Raw genomic sequence first — 13,908 nt, 5'->3', positions numbered from 1 at the left:
GTCAAGCGCCCGGATGGCGTCGAGTATCGCCGCCGCCAGGTCGAGGATCAGGGCGCGGGTGGGCGGCGGGCCGCTTCGTACAAACTCTTACTTCTTCTTCGGGGTCACCCAGAGGTTGATCGTGCCCTCGATGGCCACGGTGCCGTCCTCACGGATGCCCTTGACGCGCACCGCGAGGTCACCGTCGGCGGTGTCCCACTCCTCCTGGTCGGTCTCCGCGATGCAGGTGATGTCGGTGGAGGCCTTGGCGGTGTAGGAGACGGTCATCCCCTTCGGGATCCAGCGCTTGTCGCGCGGGATGGTGACCTCCGCAAGGGCACCCATGGCCATCTCGAGACCGTTGCACAGCGCGATGGCGTGAACGGTGCCGATGTGGTTGTGGTTGCCCTTGCGGTTGGGGACGATGACCTCGGCGTAGTTGGGTCGCAGCTGGTTGACCAGCGGGTGGATGGACCCGAAGTAGGGCGCCTTCTTCGCGAACGCGACCGAGAATGCTCGCTTGCCGACAACCGGGACACGGTTAAAGGACTTCCAGAGGTCGTAGAGCTGGCTCATGGCAGTCAGGTTACCCGAGGGTAACCTCCTCCCCTCTCCTGGCCCGAGATCAGGAGAGGGAGAGGAAGACCTTCTCGAGCTCCTCGATCTGCTCCGGGCGATCTCCGTCGGCGTGCGCGCGGCGCAGCTCGTTGGAGAGCAGCGCGAAAGCCGCCTTGTCGAGGGCGCGAGTCACTGCCTTGAGCTGGCCAACCACATCGGCGAGCTCACGGCCGTCTTCAATCATGCGGAGTACGCCACCGAGCTGGCCTTGAGCCCGGCGGACTCGATTGACCACGCTCGTCGTCTCCGCGTCCCGAGGCTGGGGGACGGTCACGTCGTCAGTCAAAGTCTTGCCTTCCATCGTTTCTGGCATCATTCCTGGCTCGTTGTTGTATCCCCCGGGGGACAACGGTCCAGACCAGTTGGCGTTACGGTTCTTTTTGGTTGATTCCGGTTTTCGCCTACACGGGACGGAAGTTCGTGCTAGTTGCCCGTCGGCCACACGATCTCGACGCGGTTGCCGAACGGATCACGGACATGAAAGCGCTGGAAGCCCTCGGCGTTGTAACGCTGGCTCCAGTCGACGTCGAAGCCGAGGTCGGCCAGCCTCGCGCCCATGGCCTCCAGGTCTGCCTCGGTCTCGGCCGCCAGCGCGGGATGGGCCTTGGCCTGCGGTCGGTGCGGATCCTCGACACCGAGGTGAATCTCCGCGCCGCCCGGTGAGCGGAACCAGGCGCCACCACGCTTCGCCAGCTCGGCCGGCTTCGGGACCTCGGTCAGCCCGAGCCCGTCGGCATAGAAGGTTCGGGCCTCGTCCTCGTTGCCGGCGGGCATGCCGACCTGCACGTGATGGATGCGCATCATGCCTCCAGCCTGCGGGCGACCACGAAGACGCGACGGAACGGGAGCAGGACGAAACTGTTTCCTACCGAATCGTTTCGTACCGGATAGGCCTGTGCCAGACGGTTCTTGAGCTCCTCGGCGAACGGCTCGAAGAGACCGGCCCCCTCCAGCGCGGCAGCGGTGGGACGGAGGCTCGTGCCGGCGATCCAGGTGAAGACCGGGTCCTCGCCGGTCAGCACGTGGAGGTACGTCGTCTCCCAGGCATCGACCTCGAAGCCCGCTTCCACCAGGACGTCGTAGTAGTCGGCCGGGTCGTGCGACCCGGGCGCCTCGAGGTGACGGGTGTGCTCGGCGTACGGCCCCTCGGCGGCGAGCTCCTCGCGGAGCCGGTGACTGGGCTCGTCGAAGTTACCCGGGACCTGGAAGGCGAACCAGCCACTCTTTCCGACCGCACCGGCGAGCGCAGGAAGCAGGTCCAGATGACCGGGGACCCACTGGAGGGTGGCGTTGGAGAGGAGTACGTCGACGGAGCCTGGCACGACCGAGTCGGCCCAGTCACGAAGGTCCGCCACCGCGAAGTCGACGCCGTCGATGGTCGCGCGCGCCTTGTCGATCATCGGCGCACTGGAGTCGAGGCCGACGACCCTGGCCTCCGGCCAGCGGCCGGCCGCGAGGGCGGTCAGGTTTCCGGGGCCACATCCCAGGTCGACCACGGTCTTCGGACGATCCGCGTCGACCCGGCGAAGCAGATCGACGAACGGCCGACCTCGCTCGTCGGAGTAGGTCAGGTAGCGCTCGGGATCCCATGCGGTCATGGCGTACGTCCTCTCGATTTCTCTTGACGTCAAGATATTCAGATCGTCCCGCCGACTTGTCTCGATGTCAAGATTCTCGATGGGGTGAACTTGGGCTACGCTCTCGCCATGCGCGACGAAGTCGACGACCTGAGCGAGGCCTGGGCACACGAGCGGCCCGACCTGGACCTGGGTCCCGTCGAGATCTTCTCGCGTCTCTCCCGCCTCTCGCGTCACCTCGACCTCGCTCGGCGCGACGCATTCTCGGGTTCAGGGATCGAGTCGTGGGAGTTCGACGTACTGGCCGCCCTGCGCCGAGCGGGCGACCCCTACGAGCTCTCACCCGGCAGGCTGCTGCGCGAGACCCTGGTGACCAGCGGGACCATGACCAACCGCGTCGACCGGCTCGCCTCGCGCGGTCTGGTCGAGCGGCTGCCGGACCCGGCCGACCGGCGGGGCGTCCTCGTCCGACTCACCCCCGACGGCAAGGCGACCGTCGACAGCGCCTTCGAAGCGCTGCTCGCAGCCGAGCGGGAGTTCCTCGACAGCCTCTCCGGCGACCAGCAGAGCCAGCTCACCGATCTGCTGCGCCGCCTGCTGGTCCCCTTCTCATCCTGACGAACTCCGCCGCGCGGATCCGCGAGCCGTGTAACACGCTGTTCGTAGGACTATCCGGTCGTTCTCATAGGGCGAGTAGTCGTACGAACAACGTGTTACACGCTGCGCGAGCCGCCGACCAGCACTCCCTCGGAGGCGCTACTCCAGGACTTCGGCCGCTTCGAGCCACTCCAGCTCGAGGTCGTCCTTCTCCGCGGCGAGCTGATCCAGCTCAGCGCTGAGCTCGGCGAGCCGGGTGTAGTCGTTGACCGACTCGGCCATCGCGAGCTCGAGCTTCCGCTGCTGCTCGCCGATCCGCTCGAGCTGCTTGTCGATCCTGGCGATGACCTTCTTCGCCGCTCGCTCGTCGGCAGAGCCGGGCTTGGCCTTGGACGGGCCACCCGCTGCCGTCTCGGCCGACGCGCGTGACGCCTCGGCCCGCGGGGCTGACGCCTCGGCAGGGATGGGGAGGCGGCGCTCGAGATACTCGTCGACACCACGCGGGAGCATGGAGATCTGGCCGTCGCCGAGCAGGGCCCAGACGGAGTCGGTGACGCGCTCGAGGAAGTAGCGGTCGTGGGAGACGACGATCAGGGTGCCGGGCCAGGCGTCGAGGAAGTCCTCGAGGACGTTGAGCGTCTCGATGTCGAGGTCGTTGGTCGGCTCGTCGAGCAGCAGTACGTTGGGCTCGGTGAGCAGCAGGCGCAGCAGCTGGAAGCGGCGGCGCTCGCCGCCGGAGAGGTCGCCGATGCGGGTGACCAGCTTGTCGCCGGTGAAGCCGAATCGCTCGAGCATCGAGGTCGCCGAGAGCTCCTGGCCGTCTGTCGTCTTGGTGACGCGCTTGATCGACTCGACGGTCGGGAGAACCCGCGCCTCCGGATCGAGGTCGTCGAGCTGCTGGGTCAGGTGCTGGAGGGCGATGGTGCGGCCGTGGCGTACCTTCCCCACCGCGGGCGGGAGGGAGCCGTCCAGCAGCGACAGCACCGAGGTCTTGCCGGCGCCGTTGACGCCGACGATGCCGATCCGGTCGCCCGGACCGATGCGCCAGGTGGCGTGCAACAGCAGCTGCCGCTCGCCGCGGAAGAGGTCGACGTCCTCAACGTCGATGACGTCCTTGCCGAGCCTCTGAGCAGCGAACTTCTGCAGCTCGAAGCGGTCGCGCGGCGGAGGTACGTCCTCGATGAGCTGGTTGGCGGCGTCGATGCGGAACTTCGGCTTCGACGTACGCGCCGGGGCACCGCGCCGCAGCCAGGCCAGCTCCTTGCGGACCAGGTTCTGGCGGCGTACCTCGGTGGCGGCGGCCTGACGGGACCTCTCGGCCTTGGCGAGGACGAAGGCGGCATAGCCACCCTCGTAGGCGTCGACCTGGCCGTCGTGGACCTCCCAGGTGAACTGGCAGACCTCGTCGAGGAACCAGCGGTCGTGGGTGACCACGACGAGCGCGGACGAGCGCGCGGCCAGGTGTGAGGCGAGCCAGGCCACGGCCTCGACGTCGAGGTGGTTGGTGGGCTCGTCGAGCACGATCAGGTCGTGGTCCCCGAGGAGCAGCTCGGCCAGGGCGCAGCGACGACGCTCGCCACCGGAGAGACCCATGACGGAACGGTCGAGGTCGATCCCGGCCAGGAGCTGCTCGACGATCTCACGGAGCACGGGGACGCCGGCCCATTCATGGTCGGACCGCCCGCCGAGCACCGCCTCGCGGACGGTGTGGGAGTCGATGAGCTGGTCACCCTGGTGCAGGAACCCGACCAGCAGGCCACGCTGGCGCGAGACGCGACCGGAGTCGGGCTCCTCCAGACCGGTCATCACCTGCAGCAGCGTCGTCTTCCCGTCGCCGTTGCGGCCGACGATGCCGATCCGGTCGCCGGCACTGATGCCGAGGGAGACGTCGTCGAGGAGGGGCCGGATGCCGTACGCCTTGGAGACGTGCTCGAGGTTGAGGAGGTTCGCCATATCGTCTCCCATTGTCCCCGAGGGCGGTGAGGCAGCCAGCATCGCGGCGGCCACCCAGCGGCACACCGGGCGGACGAAGCGCCCCTGACCTGCTTAGACTCGGTGCAATGGCCGAGAAGACGCTCCGTGAGCACACACAGGGCTCGCGTCAGATGATCCTCGAAGCAGCGCTGCGGCTGGCCGCCGAGCGCGGCTATGTCGGCACGACGATGGCGCAGGTCCGCCGCGCGACCGGTCTCCCGCCGTCCTCCCTCTACTGGCACTTCTCCAACAAGGACCAGCTGCTCGCCGAGGCGCTCGAGCACGGCTACACCCGCTGGAACGACATCGCCCCGCGGTGGGAGCCGACACCGACCGGCGACGACCTGCGCGAGGGGCTGCTGGCCAACCTGCGGCGTACGACGTCGGACATCCACGGTGCCAAGGCCGACTGGTGGCGGATGGGCCTCATGCTGGCGCTCGAGTCCGGACCGACGGTCGGCGACGGTCCGCGCGAGCGCTTCCTCCAGATCCGCACCCAGACGCTCGCCGAGTTCGAGCGGTGGTGGGCACAGGCGGTCGACCTTCCGACCGCGCACATCGAGACCCTCGCGCGGCTGACGCTCGCCGCCCACGACGGTCTCTTCATCCACGCCCAGACCGACGAGTACGCCGAGCTCGACCCGCTCCGGCAGCGGCTCGCCGACGGGCTGGCCGAGGTCGCGGAGCACCTCCGTAAGCAGGACCCGGCCGTCGTCCCCGAGACCGTGGAGCTGCCGCCGGTGACGTACGAGGGCAGGAGCAGCAGCCGCGAGAAGCTCGTCGCGGCAGCGCTGGAGGTCGCCGCCGAGAGCGGCTACGAGGGCGCCTCGATCAGCCGGATCTGCGCCGCGGCAGAGCTGCCGGCCTCCTCGGTCTACTGGCACTTCACGAACAAGGACGACCTGTTCTCGGCCGCGGTCGACGACTCCTACCGCGCCTGGATCAGCACCCAGTCCTCCTGGCAGCCGCCGCCGAGCGCGGACTGCGACTGCGCCACCGAGCTCCCCTTGATGCTGAGGCCGCTGGTGGCCAGCCTGCGCCGGCTGCCCCCGTTCCTGCGGATCGGCTTGATGCTGGTGCTGCCGAAGCGGTCCGAGCCACTTCCCGGCCGCGACCGGTTCCTTGCCGTACGCCGCCAGTCGCGCGACGACTTCACCGGCTGGTTCCGTGGAGCTCTCGGTGACGACGGGTCGGCGCACGCGGACGAGATGGCCGCGCTGCTGCTGGTGATCGCAGACGGACTTCTCTTTGCCGAGGCGCTCGACAGCGCCGACATGCCACCGGCCACGACCTCGGACCTGCTGGCGCGACTGGTGACGGCTACGCCGTTTCATACACAGATCAGTCACTGACCTACTACCGTAGGTCCACAGAGGGTTTACGGCGCTAACGGGCGGAAACGCATCGAACTGTATGCCGTGTCATCTATTTCCGCAGGTCAGGAATGAGATTTATCCAACATTTGCTCCACAACCTCCGGAACGATCGTTACAGTGACTGCTGTCACAGAGAGTTGGAGGCCCCAGATCCCCCCTTCGTGGTGCCTCCGTCTCAATTAAGGAGATCCCCCCATGAGCGTCACTGCTATCCCCACCCTGGCTAGTCAGCACGACCATGAAGGTGCCCCGAGGACGACCTCCTCGGCGACCCCGTCTGCGACGAAGGCCCTCCAGATCCTGGAGGCATTTCTCGGAGCCGGCCCCAAGCTCGGTGTCAGCGAGATCGCTCGCACCGCGGGGCTTCCCAAGTCCACCGCCTTCCGCCTTCTGCGCCACCTCGAGCAGAGCGGGTACGTCGAGCGCACCGGACGTCACTACGTCCTCGGTCGCCGCCTCTTCGAGCTCGGCAACGCGGTGCAGATCTGCCGCCCGCAGGGCATCCGGGAGACCGCGATGCCGCATCTGGCCGAGCTCTACGTGGCGACCGGCAAGACCGTGCACCTCGCCATCCTCGAAGGCACCGACATCGTCATCCTGGAGAAGATCACCGGTCGCGGTGGCATCCAGCCGGACACGTACGTCGGCGGGCGAGCGCCCGCAGCCTGCTCTGCCCTCGGCAAGGCGATCCTCTCGTTCAGCGACCGCAACCACATCGCGGCCGTACTCGAGTCCGGCCTGGTGAGGCGCACCCGCCACTCGCACGGCGACCCGGCGAAGTTCCTCGCCGAGCTCCGCCGCGCCAACAGCGAGCGCATCGCCTTCGACCGCGAGGAGGCCCAGCTCGGCATCGTCTGCGCCGCGGTCCCGATCATGATCGAGGGCCGTGCCATCGCCGCCGTCTCCGTCTCCGGCAGCGCCGCCGGGTTCAACGCCGCCAGCATCACCCGGCACCTGCGCCGCGCTGCCGCCGCGATCTCCGACGAGGTCGTCTCCAGCGCCGCCTGACCCGGCCGAGGCGTCACCCAGGTCGGTCGAAGCGTCACGCGCGTCGGCCGAGATGGCTCAGCGCTGCCATCTCGGCCGACGCAGCTGACGCCTCGGCGGGTTGTCAGTAGGTGACGACGTGGGCGCCGGCGACGGGGCCCGGGGCGGTCCAGACGCGGTCGTACGCCTTGGCCTGCATCACTCCGGCGATCTCGCGGGCGTGGGCGGCGTCGCGGCAGAGCATCAGGACGGTCGGACCCGAGCCGGAGAGCTGGACGGCCAGGGCGCCTGCCTCGGCGCCGTCGGCGAAGGTCTGGGCGAGATCGGGGCGTAGTGCGAGCGCCGGGGCCTGCAGGTCGTTGGTGAGCGCCTCGGCGAGGAGCTCCGCGTCGCCCTTCTCCAGCGCCATGAGCAGGCTCTCGGGCACCTGCGGGTCGCCGACCTCGGTCCCGGCGTGCTCGTCGAAGGCGCGGTAGACCGCAGGCGTCGAGAGTCCCTGCTCGTTGCCGACCGCGACCCACCACCAGGCACCGTTGTCGGTGACCGGCTCGACGATCTCGCCGCGGCCGCCGCCGATGGCGGTGGCGCCGATGAGCGCGAACGGTACGTCGGAGCCCAGCTGCCCCGCAAGGCTCAGCAGATCCTCGTCGGAGGTCTCCAGCGACCACAGCCGGTCGAGTGCGACGAGCGTCGCGGCCGCGTCGGCAGAGCCACCGGCGAGCCCGCCGGCGACCGGGATGCCCTTATGGATCGCGACCTTCGCGGCCTTGTCGATGCCGTGGTGGGCGGCGAGAGCCTGGCCCGCCCGCACGACGATGTTGTCCTCGCCGGTCGGGATCTCTCCCAGCGCGATGTGGTCCTCCGCGGTGAGCGTGACCTGCCACTCGGCGGCCTCGCTCACGGTGACGTCGTCGTAGAGCCCGATCGCCTGGTAGACGGTCGCCAGCGGGTGGAACCCGTCCTCCCGGACCGGCCCGACGCCGAGGTGGAGGTTGAACTTCGCGGCCGCGCGGACGGTGATCGTCATGAGGGAACCTTTTGCAGCGATTCGGTGATGCGTACGAAGTCCGCGATGGTCAGCACCTCGCCGCGCGCCAGCGGGTCGATCCCGGCCGCGACCAGCGCCTTCTCGGCGGCGTCGGCGGAGCCGGCCAGAGGCTTGAGTACACCGCGCAGCGCCTTGCGACGCTGCGCGAACGCGGCGTCGATGACCGCGAAGACCTCTTCGCGCGAGACGGCGGTCGACGGCGGCTCACGGTGACGCCAGTAGACGAGGCCGGAGTCGACGTTGGGCGCCGGCCAGAAGACGTTGCGGCCGATCGCGCCGGCGCGGCGTACCTCGGCGTACCAGGCGGCCTTGACCGAGGGGACGCCGTAGACCTTGGAGCCCGGCTTGGCCGCCAGCCGGTCGGCGACCTCGGCCTGCACCATCACCAGTCCGTGGCGTAGCGAGGGCAGCAGCGCCATCAGGTGCAGCAGGACCGGGACCGAGACGTTGTAGGGCAGGTTGGCGACCAGGGCCGTGGGCGGCGGACCGGGGACGGAGTCGACCCGGAGAGCGTCCGCGCGGAGCAGGCTGAACGCGTCTGCCTGGTCGGGGGCGTACTCCTGGATGGTTCTCGGCAGCAGCTGCGCCAAGACCTCGTCGATCTCGATCGCGGTCACCTTCGCGCCGGTCTCGAGGATGGCGAGGGTGAGCGATCCGAGGCCGGGGCCGACCTCGACGACGACGTCGTCGGCGCCGACGCCGGACTCGCGCACGATCCGGCGCACGGTGTTGGCGTCGATCACGAAGTTCTGCCCGCGCTGCTTGGTGGGGCGGAGATCGAGCTCGGATGCGAGCGACCGCACCTCCGCCGGGCCCAACAGGCGCGGCGGGGTGCGGTCGGTCATGGGTACAGACTATGGCCCGAGGGCCGAAAGAGCCTTACTGCGGCAGACCGAGCTGCTGCGAGCAGTGCGGCCAGGCGCCGTAGCCACCGTTGGCGTCACGGAGCTTGCTCGCCACCGCGATCTGGGTCTCGCGGCTGTTCTCGCTCGGGAGACCGGAGCCACCGTAGGCCTGCCAGGTCTGCAGGTTGAACTGGAGACCGCCGTAGTAGCCGTTGCCAGTGTTGATCGCCCAGTTGCCACCGGACTCGCACTGCGCGAGCTGGTCCCAGACGGTGCTGCCACCGGCGTAGTTGGCCGCAGGGGCTTCCTTCTCCTTGGTGCCTACCTTGACGATGCGCGGCTCGGCCTTCTCGAGGACGTTCTGCTCGAGGACCTTCTTGGAGACGGCCTCACCGTTCTTGAGGACGATGCGGTAGGTCACCGAACGGACCCCGTCGGAGCCCTCCTCGACGACCTCGGTCTCACCCTCGTACATCGAGGAGTCCTCGCGTTCCTCGACCGGCGCCTCGACGGTCTCGCGGGCGACCTTCTGGTTCTTGGCGGAGAAGTCGGTGAAGACGATCTTCTGACCGGTCTTCAGAGCCTTGTCGGAGGCCGGGGAGACCTTGTCCCGGCGCTCGAGGTCGACCCCGAGGTCCTTGAGCGCGTCGCCGACGGTCAGCGCGGTCACGCTGACCTTCTTGGCCTTCTTGCCGGCCAGCTCGACCTTGACGTTCTTGGGAGTGACGACGTCGAGGGACATCCCGTCGCGGCCGATGTAGGCACCACGGCTGGTCGAGAGCTCCGCCCGGTCGTAGTCACGGCCGAGCTCGGCGAGAGCGCCGCCCACGGTGGTCGCGGTGACCCAGTGGTCCTGGGCCTTGCCGTCGACCTCGAGGCTCAGCTGACGGGCGTAGCGGACGCTGATCGCGCTGCCGTCCTCGACCTCGGTGTCGACCGATGGGGCAACCGCGTCACGGTCGCCGATCTCGATGCCCTCGGCCTCGAGGACCTCACCGACGGTGTCGGCGTTGACGCTGACGTCCTTGGCCTTGCCGTCAACCGAGACGATGACATCGGTCTGGGAGGTCTTGACCCCGTACGCCGCGCCGCCTGCGGCGACCACTGCTGCGGCGAGTCCGCCGACCAGAACAGCCTTGCGGCGGCGGGTTGAAACGATGTTGCGGAACCACGAGTTGGTGCTGCTGACGGGCACGATGCTCCGATGTTCGTTCTCCCCGGGCACGGGCGAACGGTGTTGCGAGATCAGGTGATCTACGCGCTGAGGCCCACCCCCAACACCGTCCGGATCTGTCCCGATCCCGGCTATCTCGCCGGACAGCGGAACAAATACGGTCGGTTAAATGCAAGTCCCCCGCCCGATCTGCAGGCAATTACAAGCATGCAATCTCGGCATCAAATGAGGGCCAGGGAGTGCTGTCAATACCTGTCGTAACGAATGACAGGTGTGCGATTCAACACGTCGAAATCGCTGGTCAAGCGGGTCGATCAGAGCGCATGTCGTAATCCCGCCACGAAATTTCGTTCCCTCTGGCCAATAGGCGACAAATCCTTTACAGGTAACTCCATTGCTTGGTGTTGTACTCCGAAGCCATCTCTGTCGTGATGGCCCGTCGTGCCGGTCAGTTCTCGGGGAAGGCAGATGTGCGCGATGTCACCAGACTCCGGAGGAACGATGAACAGACGCCTTACCAGCGTTCTCGCCGCGGTTGCGGTCGCCGGCGTGACGCCGGTGGCCCTGACCCACTCGTCGGCTAGCGCCGTCGAGGACTCGGGGACCCCCGCCGCCGCCGCGGTGAAGCAGAAGGTCGATGACAAGCCCGACGCGCTCAACACCAAGCGCCGCGAGCTCAAGACCAACGCCGCCACCGCCGTCGCCACGGGCGAGAAGCAGACGGTCACCAAGCACGGCAGCGAAGTCGTCAAGATGGGCTCGGGCAAGAACACCCGCTGGGTGGAGCACGAGCCCACCGAGAAGTCCCAGCTGCTGAGCTTCCTGGTCGAGTTCGGCGAAGGCGGCAACCCGGCCTTCCCCGACAACACCTCGGGCCCGCTCCACAACGAGATCGCGCCGCCCGCCGAGAACGACAACTCCACCTACTGGGAGGAGGACTTCTCCCGCGAGCACTACATGGACATGTTCTTCAACCAGAAGAAGGGCAAGGAGTCGTTCCACAACGTCTACAAGGAGATGTCGAGCGGCCGCTTCGACCTCCAGGGTGACGTCAGCGACTGGGTGACGCTTCCGCACGCGGAGTCCTACTACCAGAACGACAAGGGCGACGAGACCGCCGCCGCGATGAAGAACTACGTCCAGGACAGCGCCAACGCCTGGTACGACGCGCAGAAGGCGGCCGGCAAGACCGACGCCGAGATCACTGCGTACCTCCAGGACTACGACATCTGGGACCGCTACGACCTCGATGGCGACGGCAACTTCAACGAGGCCGACGGCTACATCGACCACTTCCAGGCGATCCACTCCGGTGCGGGCGAGGAGGCCGGCGCCGACCCGTGGAGCATCTGGTCGCACCGCTGGGCCGCGAACGCGTCCGGCTCCGACGGCCCGGCCGACTTCCCGAAGGCCGGCGGCGTCAAGATCGGCAACACCGACATCTGGATCCGCGACTACACCACCGAGCCCGAGAACGGTGGCCTGGGCGTCTTCGCGCACGAGTTCGGCCACGACCTCGGTCTGCCGGACTTCTACGACACCGCGGGCGGCGAGAACGGCACCGGCTTCTGGACCCTGATGAGCTCGGGTTCCTGGCTCGGTCACGGTGACGGCACCATCGGCACCACCCCCAACCACATGGGCGCCCCGGAGAAGCTCTTCCTCGGCTGGCTCAACTACGACACGGTCGAGGCCGGTACGTCCAAGAAGCTGACCCTGGGGCCGAGCTTCCACGACACCGGGGCGAAGACCCCGCAGGCACTCGTGGTCAACCTGCCCGACGGGCAGACGACCCACGACGTCGGCTCCGGCACCTCCGGCAAGACGTTCCTCTACTCCGGCAAGGGCGACGACCGCACCGCCACCGCGGTCAGCCCGGAGATCGCGGTCCCCGCGGGCGGCACGCTCTCGGCCAAGGTGAAGTACGACCTCGAGGCGGAGTACGACTTCACCTTCCTGGAGGCCTCCACCGACGGCGGCACCACCTGGTCGACGCCGCTGGCGACGAACCTGTCCTCGGCCGAGTACAACAACGGCATCCACGGCACCTCCGACAGCACCTGTGACGGCAACTGCGCCGACCACGACCCGCAGGAGTACGTGGACCTGACCGCTGACCTGGCGGCGTACGCGGGTCAGAACGTGAAGCTCCGCTTCCGCACCGCGAACGACGGCGGCGTCGCCTACTACGGCTTCGCCATCGACGACCTCTCGGTCGGCTCGGCCTACACGACGGACTTCTCGTCCTTCGACGGCTGGACCAACAAGGAGTACATGGGCATCACCGACGGGACCTACACGTCGACGTACCCGCGCTTCTACATCGCCGAGAACCGGCAGTACAAGGGCTACGACAAGACGCTGGCCGAGGGTCCGTACAACTTCGGCTACGGGGTCACCGCGCCTGACAAGGTCGACCACTACGCCTACCAGGACGGACTGCTGGTCTGGTACCAGAACGGCGCCTACGGCGACAACAACACCTCGGAGCACCCCGGCGGCGGCCAGGCGCTGGTCGTCGACTCCACCGTGGGTGTCCAGAAGTGGTCGGACGGCACCCTGTCGCGCAACCGGATGCAGGGTTACGACTCGACGTTCGATGTCGACCGCACCGACCGGCTCCACCTCGAGAACGAGGTCGCCGGTGCTCCGAGCAACGTCCTCGACGTGCCGCGGCGCAAGAGCGTGCCGACCTTCTACGACAGCTCTGAGACGGCCTACTGGGACGCGTCCAACCCGGCGCACTCCACCAAGACCGCCGGCAGCGGCGTCAAGATCAAGGTGCTCTACTCGGACGAGCGCAGGGGCACGATGAAGATCAGCGTCTCCTGACCTGATCACAGCAATGAGAATGGCCCGAGGCGATCGCCTCGGGCCATTCTCATGTCAGTGCCGGTGGGTCACCAGGTGCCGCCGAAGGCCGTCTCGGTGTTGGTGTTGACGGCGTTGCACAGCGCCTCGAGGTCGTCGCCGCGTACGTCGGCCATCACCCGCATCGTGGCCGGGATCATGTAGCTGGAGTTGATCGCGCCACGGTGTGGGTGGGGCGTCAGGAACGGGGCGTCGGTCTCGACCAGGATGCGGTCCTGGGGAGTGATCGCGAGGGCGTCGCGGAGGTACTGCGCGTTCTTGAACGTCACCGTGCCGGCGAAGGAGAGGTACGCGCCCCGGTCGAGGCACTGGCGGGCGAACTCGGGATCACCGGAGAAGCAGTGCATCACCCAGCGCTCGGGCGGTCCGACGCTGTCGATCACCTCGAGCACCGCCGCGTGGGCGTCGCGGTCGTGGATCATCAGGGTCTTGTCGAGCCGCTTGGCGATGTCGATGTGGCGCCGGAACGAGTACGCCTGGGTCTCGCGACCCTCCTCGTCGGTGCGGAAGAAGTCCATCCCGGTCTCCCCCACCACGCGCACCTTGTCGTGCGCCCCGGCGAGCTTCTCGATCTCGTCCAGCGCGGCCTCGAGATCGGGCTGGCGAGGAGCGTCGTTCGGGTGGAGCGCCACACCGGCGACCATGTTGTCGTACGTCTGGGCCGCCTCGACCGCCCAGCGCGCGCCGGGCAGGTCGCAGCCGATCTGGACCACCCTGGTCACACCGACCGCCGCCGCCTGCGCGAGCGCCTCCTCGACCGGCAGACTCTCGTCGCCTCGGACGATGTCGAGGTGGGTGTGGTTGTCGACGACCGGTGCGGGCAGTGGCTCGGGTGCCGGGGCGAAGCTCATGCTCCCAGTCT

13 protein-coding genes are annotated in these 13,908 nt (G+C 68.1%); 4 read left to right on the top strand and 9 right to left on the bottom strand.

Annotated features, from left to right (window positions below):
- Window positions 1-87: 87 nt before the first annotated feature.
- The 4 genes from ABZU72_RS26475 to ABZU72_RS26460 all read right to left on the bottom strand — a co-directional run bounded on the left by ABZU72_RS26475 (window position 88) and on the right by ABZU72_RS26460 (window position 2,195).
- Window positions 88-555: a hotdog fold domain-containing protein gene (locus tag ABZU72_RS26475; protein ID WP_355021759.1), complete on the bottom strand. Its 468-nt coding sequence runs from the start codon at window positions 553-555 to the stop codon at window positions 88-90.
- 49 nt (window positions 556-604) lie between these two features.
- Window positions 605-871 (bottom strand): metal-sensitive transcriptional regulator, encoded by a 267-nt coding sequence (locus tag ABZU72_RS26470; RefSeq protein ID WP_008362591.1) that lies wholly within the window; start codon window positions 869-871, stop codon window positions 605-607.
- Between the two features lie 149 nt (window positions 872-1,020).
- On the bottom strand, window positions 1,021-1,401 hold the full coding sequence (locus ABZU72_RS26465) for a VOC family protein (RefSeq protein WP_355021758.1): 381 nt from the start codon (window positions 1,399-1,401) through the stop codon (window positions 1,021-1,023).
- Window positions 1,398-2,195 (bottom strand): methyltransferase domain-containing protein, encoded by a 798-nt coding sequence (locus ABZU72_RS26460; protein ID WP_355021757.1) that lies wholly within the window; start codon window positions 2,193-2,195, stop codon window positions 1,398-1,400. Before ABZU72_RS26460 ends, ABZU72_RS26465 begins: the two co-directional genes overlap by 4 nt.
- A 108-nt stretch (window positions 2,196-2,303) precedes the next feature.
- On the opposite strand from ABZU72_RS26460, the gene ABZU72_RS26455 reads away from it, so the two are divergent.
- Entirely contained in the window at window positions 2,304-2,792 is a 489-nt protein-coding gene (locus tag ABZU72_RS26455; protein ID WP_355021756.1) for a MarR family transcriptional regulator, read from the top strand.
- Window positions 2,793-2,930: 138 nt separating this feature from the next.
- Here ABZU72_RS26455 and ABZU72_RS26450 read toward each other — a convergent pair whose 3' ends face one another.
- Window positions 2,931-4,724, bottom strand: a complete 1,794-nt coding sequence (locus ABZU72_RS26450; RefSeq protein WP_355021755.1) for an ATP-binding cassette domain-containing protein — start codon at window positions 4,722-4,724, stop codon at window positions 2,931-2,933.
- 107 nt (window positions 4,725-4,831) lie between these two features.
- Between ABZU72_RS26450 and ABZU72_RS26445 the strand changes: the two genes are divergently transcribed.
- Both ABZU72_RS26445 and ABZU72_RS26440 read left to right on the top strand, forming a co-directional pair.
- Entirely contained in the window at window positions 4,832-6,097 is a 1,266-nt protein-coding gene (locus ABZU72_RS26445; protein ID WP_355021754.1) for a TetR/AcrR family transcriptional regulator, read from the top strand.
- A gap of 219 nt (window positions 6,098-6,316) precedes the next feature.
- Window positions 6,317-7,129 carry an IclR family transcriptional regulator gene (locus ABZU72_RS26440; RefSeq protein ID WP_160158759.1) on the top strand — a complete coding sequence of 271 codons (813 nt, stop codon included), beginning with the start codon at window positions 6,317-6,319 and terminating at the stop codon, window positions 7,127-7,129.
- A gap of 103 nt (window positions 7,130-7,232) precedes the next feature.
- Here ABZU72_RS26440 and ABZU72_RS26435 read toward each other — a convergent pair whose 3' ends face one another.
- Genes ABZU72_RS26435 through ABZU72_RS26425 form a run of 3 tightly spaced genes read right to left on the bottom strand, consistent with a single transcriptional unit; the run spans window position 7,233 to window position 10,226 of the window.
- On the bottom strand, window positions 7,233-8,135 hold the full coding sequence (locus ABZU72_RS26435) for a 4-(cytidine 5'-diphospho)-2-C-methyl-D-erythritol kinase (protein WP_355021753.1): 903 nt from the start codon (window positions 8,133-8,135) through the stop codon (window positions 7,233-7,235).
- Complete coding sequence (gene rsmA, locus ABZU72_RS26430) at window positions 8,132-9,001, bottom strand: 16S rRNA (adenine(1518)-N(6)/adenine(1519)-N(6))-dimethyltransferase RsmA (RefSeq protein WP_355021752.1); 870 nt, start codon at window positions 8,999-9,001, stop codon at window positions 8,132-8,134. The genes ABZU72_RS26435 and rsmA overlap by 4 nt, the downstream gene beginning before the upstream one ends.
- Window positions 9,002-9,035: 34 nt before the next feature.
- Complete coding sequence (locus tag ABZU72_RS26425) at window positions 9,036-10,226, bottom strand: ubiquitin-like domain-containing protein (protein ID WP_355021751.1); 1,191 nt, start codon at window positions 10,224-10,226, stop codon at window positions 9,036-9,038.
- A 450-nt stretch (window positions 10,227-10,676) separates the two neighbouring features.
- Between ABZU72_RS26425 and ABZU72_RS26420 the strand changes: the two genes are divergently transcribed.
- Complete coding sequence (locus ABZU72_RS26420; RefSeq protein ID WP_355021750.1) at window positions 10,677-13,007, top strand: immune inhibitor A domain-containing protein; 2,331 nt, start codon at window positions 10,677-10,679, stop codon at window positions 13,005-13,007.
- Between the two features lie 68 nt (window positions 13,008-13,075).
- Here the strand turns inward: ABZU72_RS26420 and ABZU72_RS26415 are convergent, their stop codons facing one another.
- Window positions 13,076-13,897 carry a TatD family hydrolase gene (locus tag ABZU72_RS26415; RefSeq protein WP_355021749.1) on the bottom strand — a complete coding sequence of 274 codons (822 nt, stop codon included), beginning with the start codon at window positions 13,895-13,897 and terminating at the stop codon, window positions 13,076-13,078.
- Between the last annotated feature and the right edge of the window lie 11 nt (window positions 13,898-13,908).

The sequence above is a fragment of the Nocardioides sp. NPDC004968 genome (genome assembly GCF_040608935.1).
Classification (GTDB): domain Bacteria; phylum Actinomycetota; class Actinomycetes; order Propionibacteriales; family Nocardioidaceae; genus Nocardioides.
The sequence above is the reverse complement of the archived record's forward strand: the minus strand, read 5'-3'. Positions and strand labels throughout refer to the sequence as shown.

Bases quoted from the DNA above. Each gene is read 5' to 3' on its own strand.
- ABZU72_RS26440 (WP_160158759.1), top strand. From the start codon at position 6,317: ATGAGCGTCACTGCTATCCCCACCCTGGCTAGTCAGCACGACCATGAA.
- ABZU72_RS26415 (WP_355021749.1), bottom strand. From the start codon at position 13,897: ATGAGCTTCGCCCCGGCACCCGAGCCACTGCCCGCACCGGTCGTCGAC.
- rsmA (WP_355021752.1), bottom strand. From the start codon at position 9,001: ATGACCGACCGCACCCCGCCGCGCCTGTTGGGCCCGGCGGAGGTGCGG.
- ABZU72_RS26435 (WP_355021753.1), bottom strand. From the start codon at position 8,135: ATGACGATCACCGTCCGCGCGGCCGCGAAGTTCAACCTCCACCTCGGC.
- ABZU72_RS26460 (WP_355021757.1), bottom strand. From the start codon at position 2,195: ATGACCGCATGGGATCCCGAGCGCTACCTGACCTACTCCGACGAGCGA.
- ABZU72_RS26475 (WP_355021759.1), bottom strand. From the start codon at position 555: ATGAGCCAGCTCTACGACCTCTGGAAGTCCTTTAACCGTGTCCCGGTT.
- ABZU72_RS26455 (WP_355021756.1), top strand. From the start codon at position 2,304: ATGCGCGACGAAGTCGACGACCTGAGCGAGGCCTGGGCACACGAGCGG.
- ABZU72_RS26420 (WP_355021750.1), top strand. From the start codon at position 10,677: ATGAACAGACGCCTTACCAGCGTTCTCGCCGCGGTTGCGGTCGCCGGC.
- ABZU72_RS26465 (WP_355021758.1), bottom strand. From the start codon at position 1,401: ATGATGCGCATCCATCACGTGCAGGTCGGCATGCCCGCCGGCAACGAG.
- ABZU72_RS26445 (WP_355021754.1), top strand. From the start codon at position 4,832: ATGGCCGAGAAGACGCTCCGTGAGCACACACAGGGCTCGCGTCAGATG.
- ABZU72_RS26450 (WP_355021755.1), bottom strand. From the start codon at position 4,724: ATGGCGAACCTCCTCAACCTCGAGCACGTCTCCAAGGCGTACGGCATC.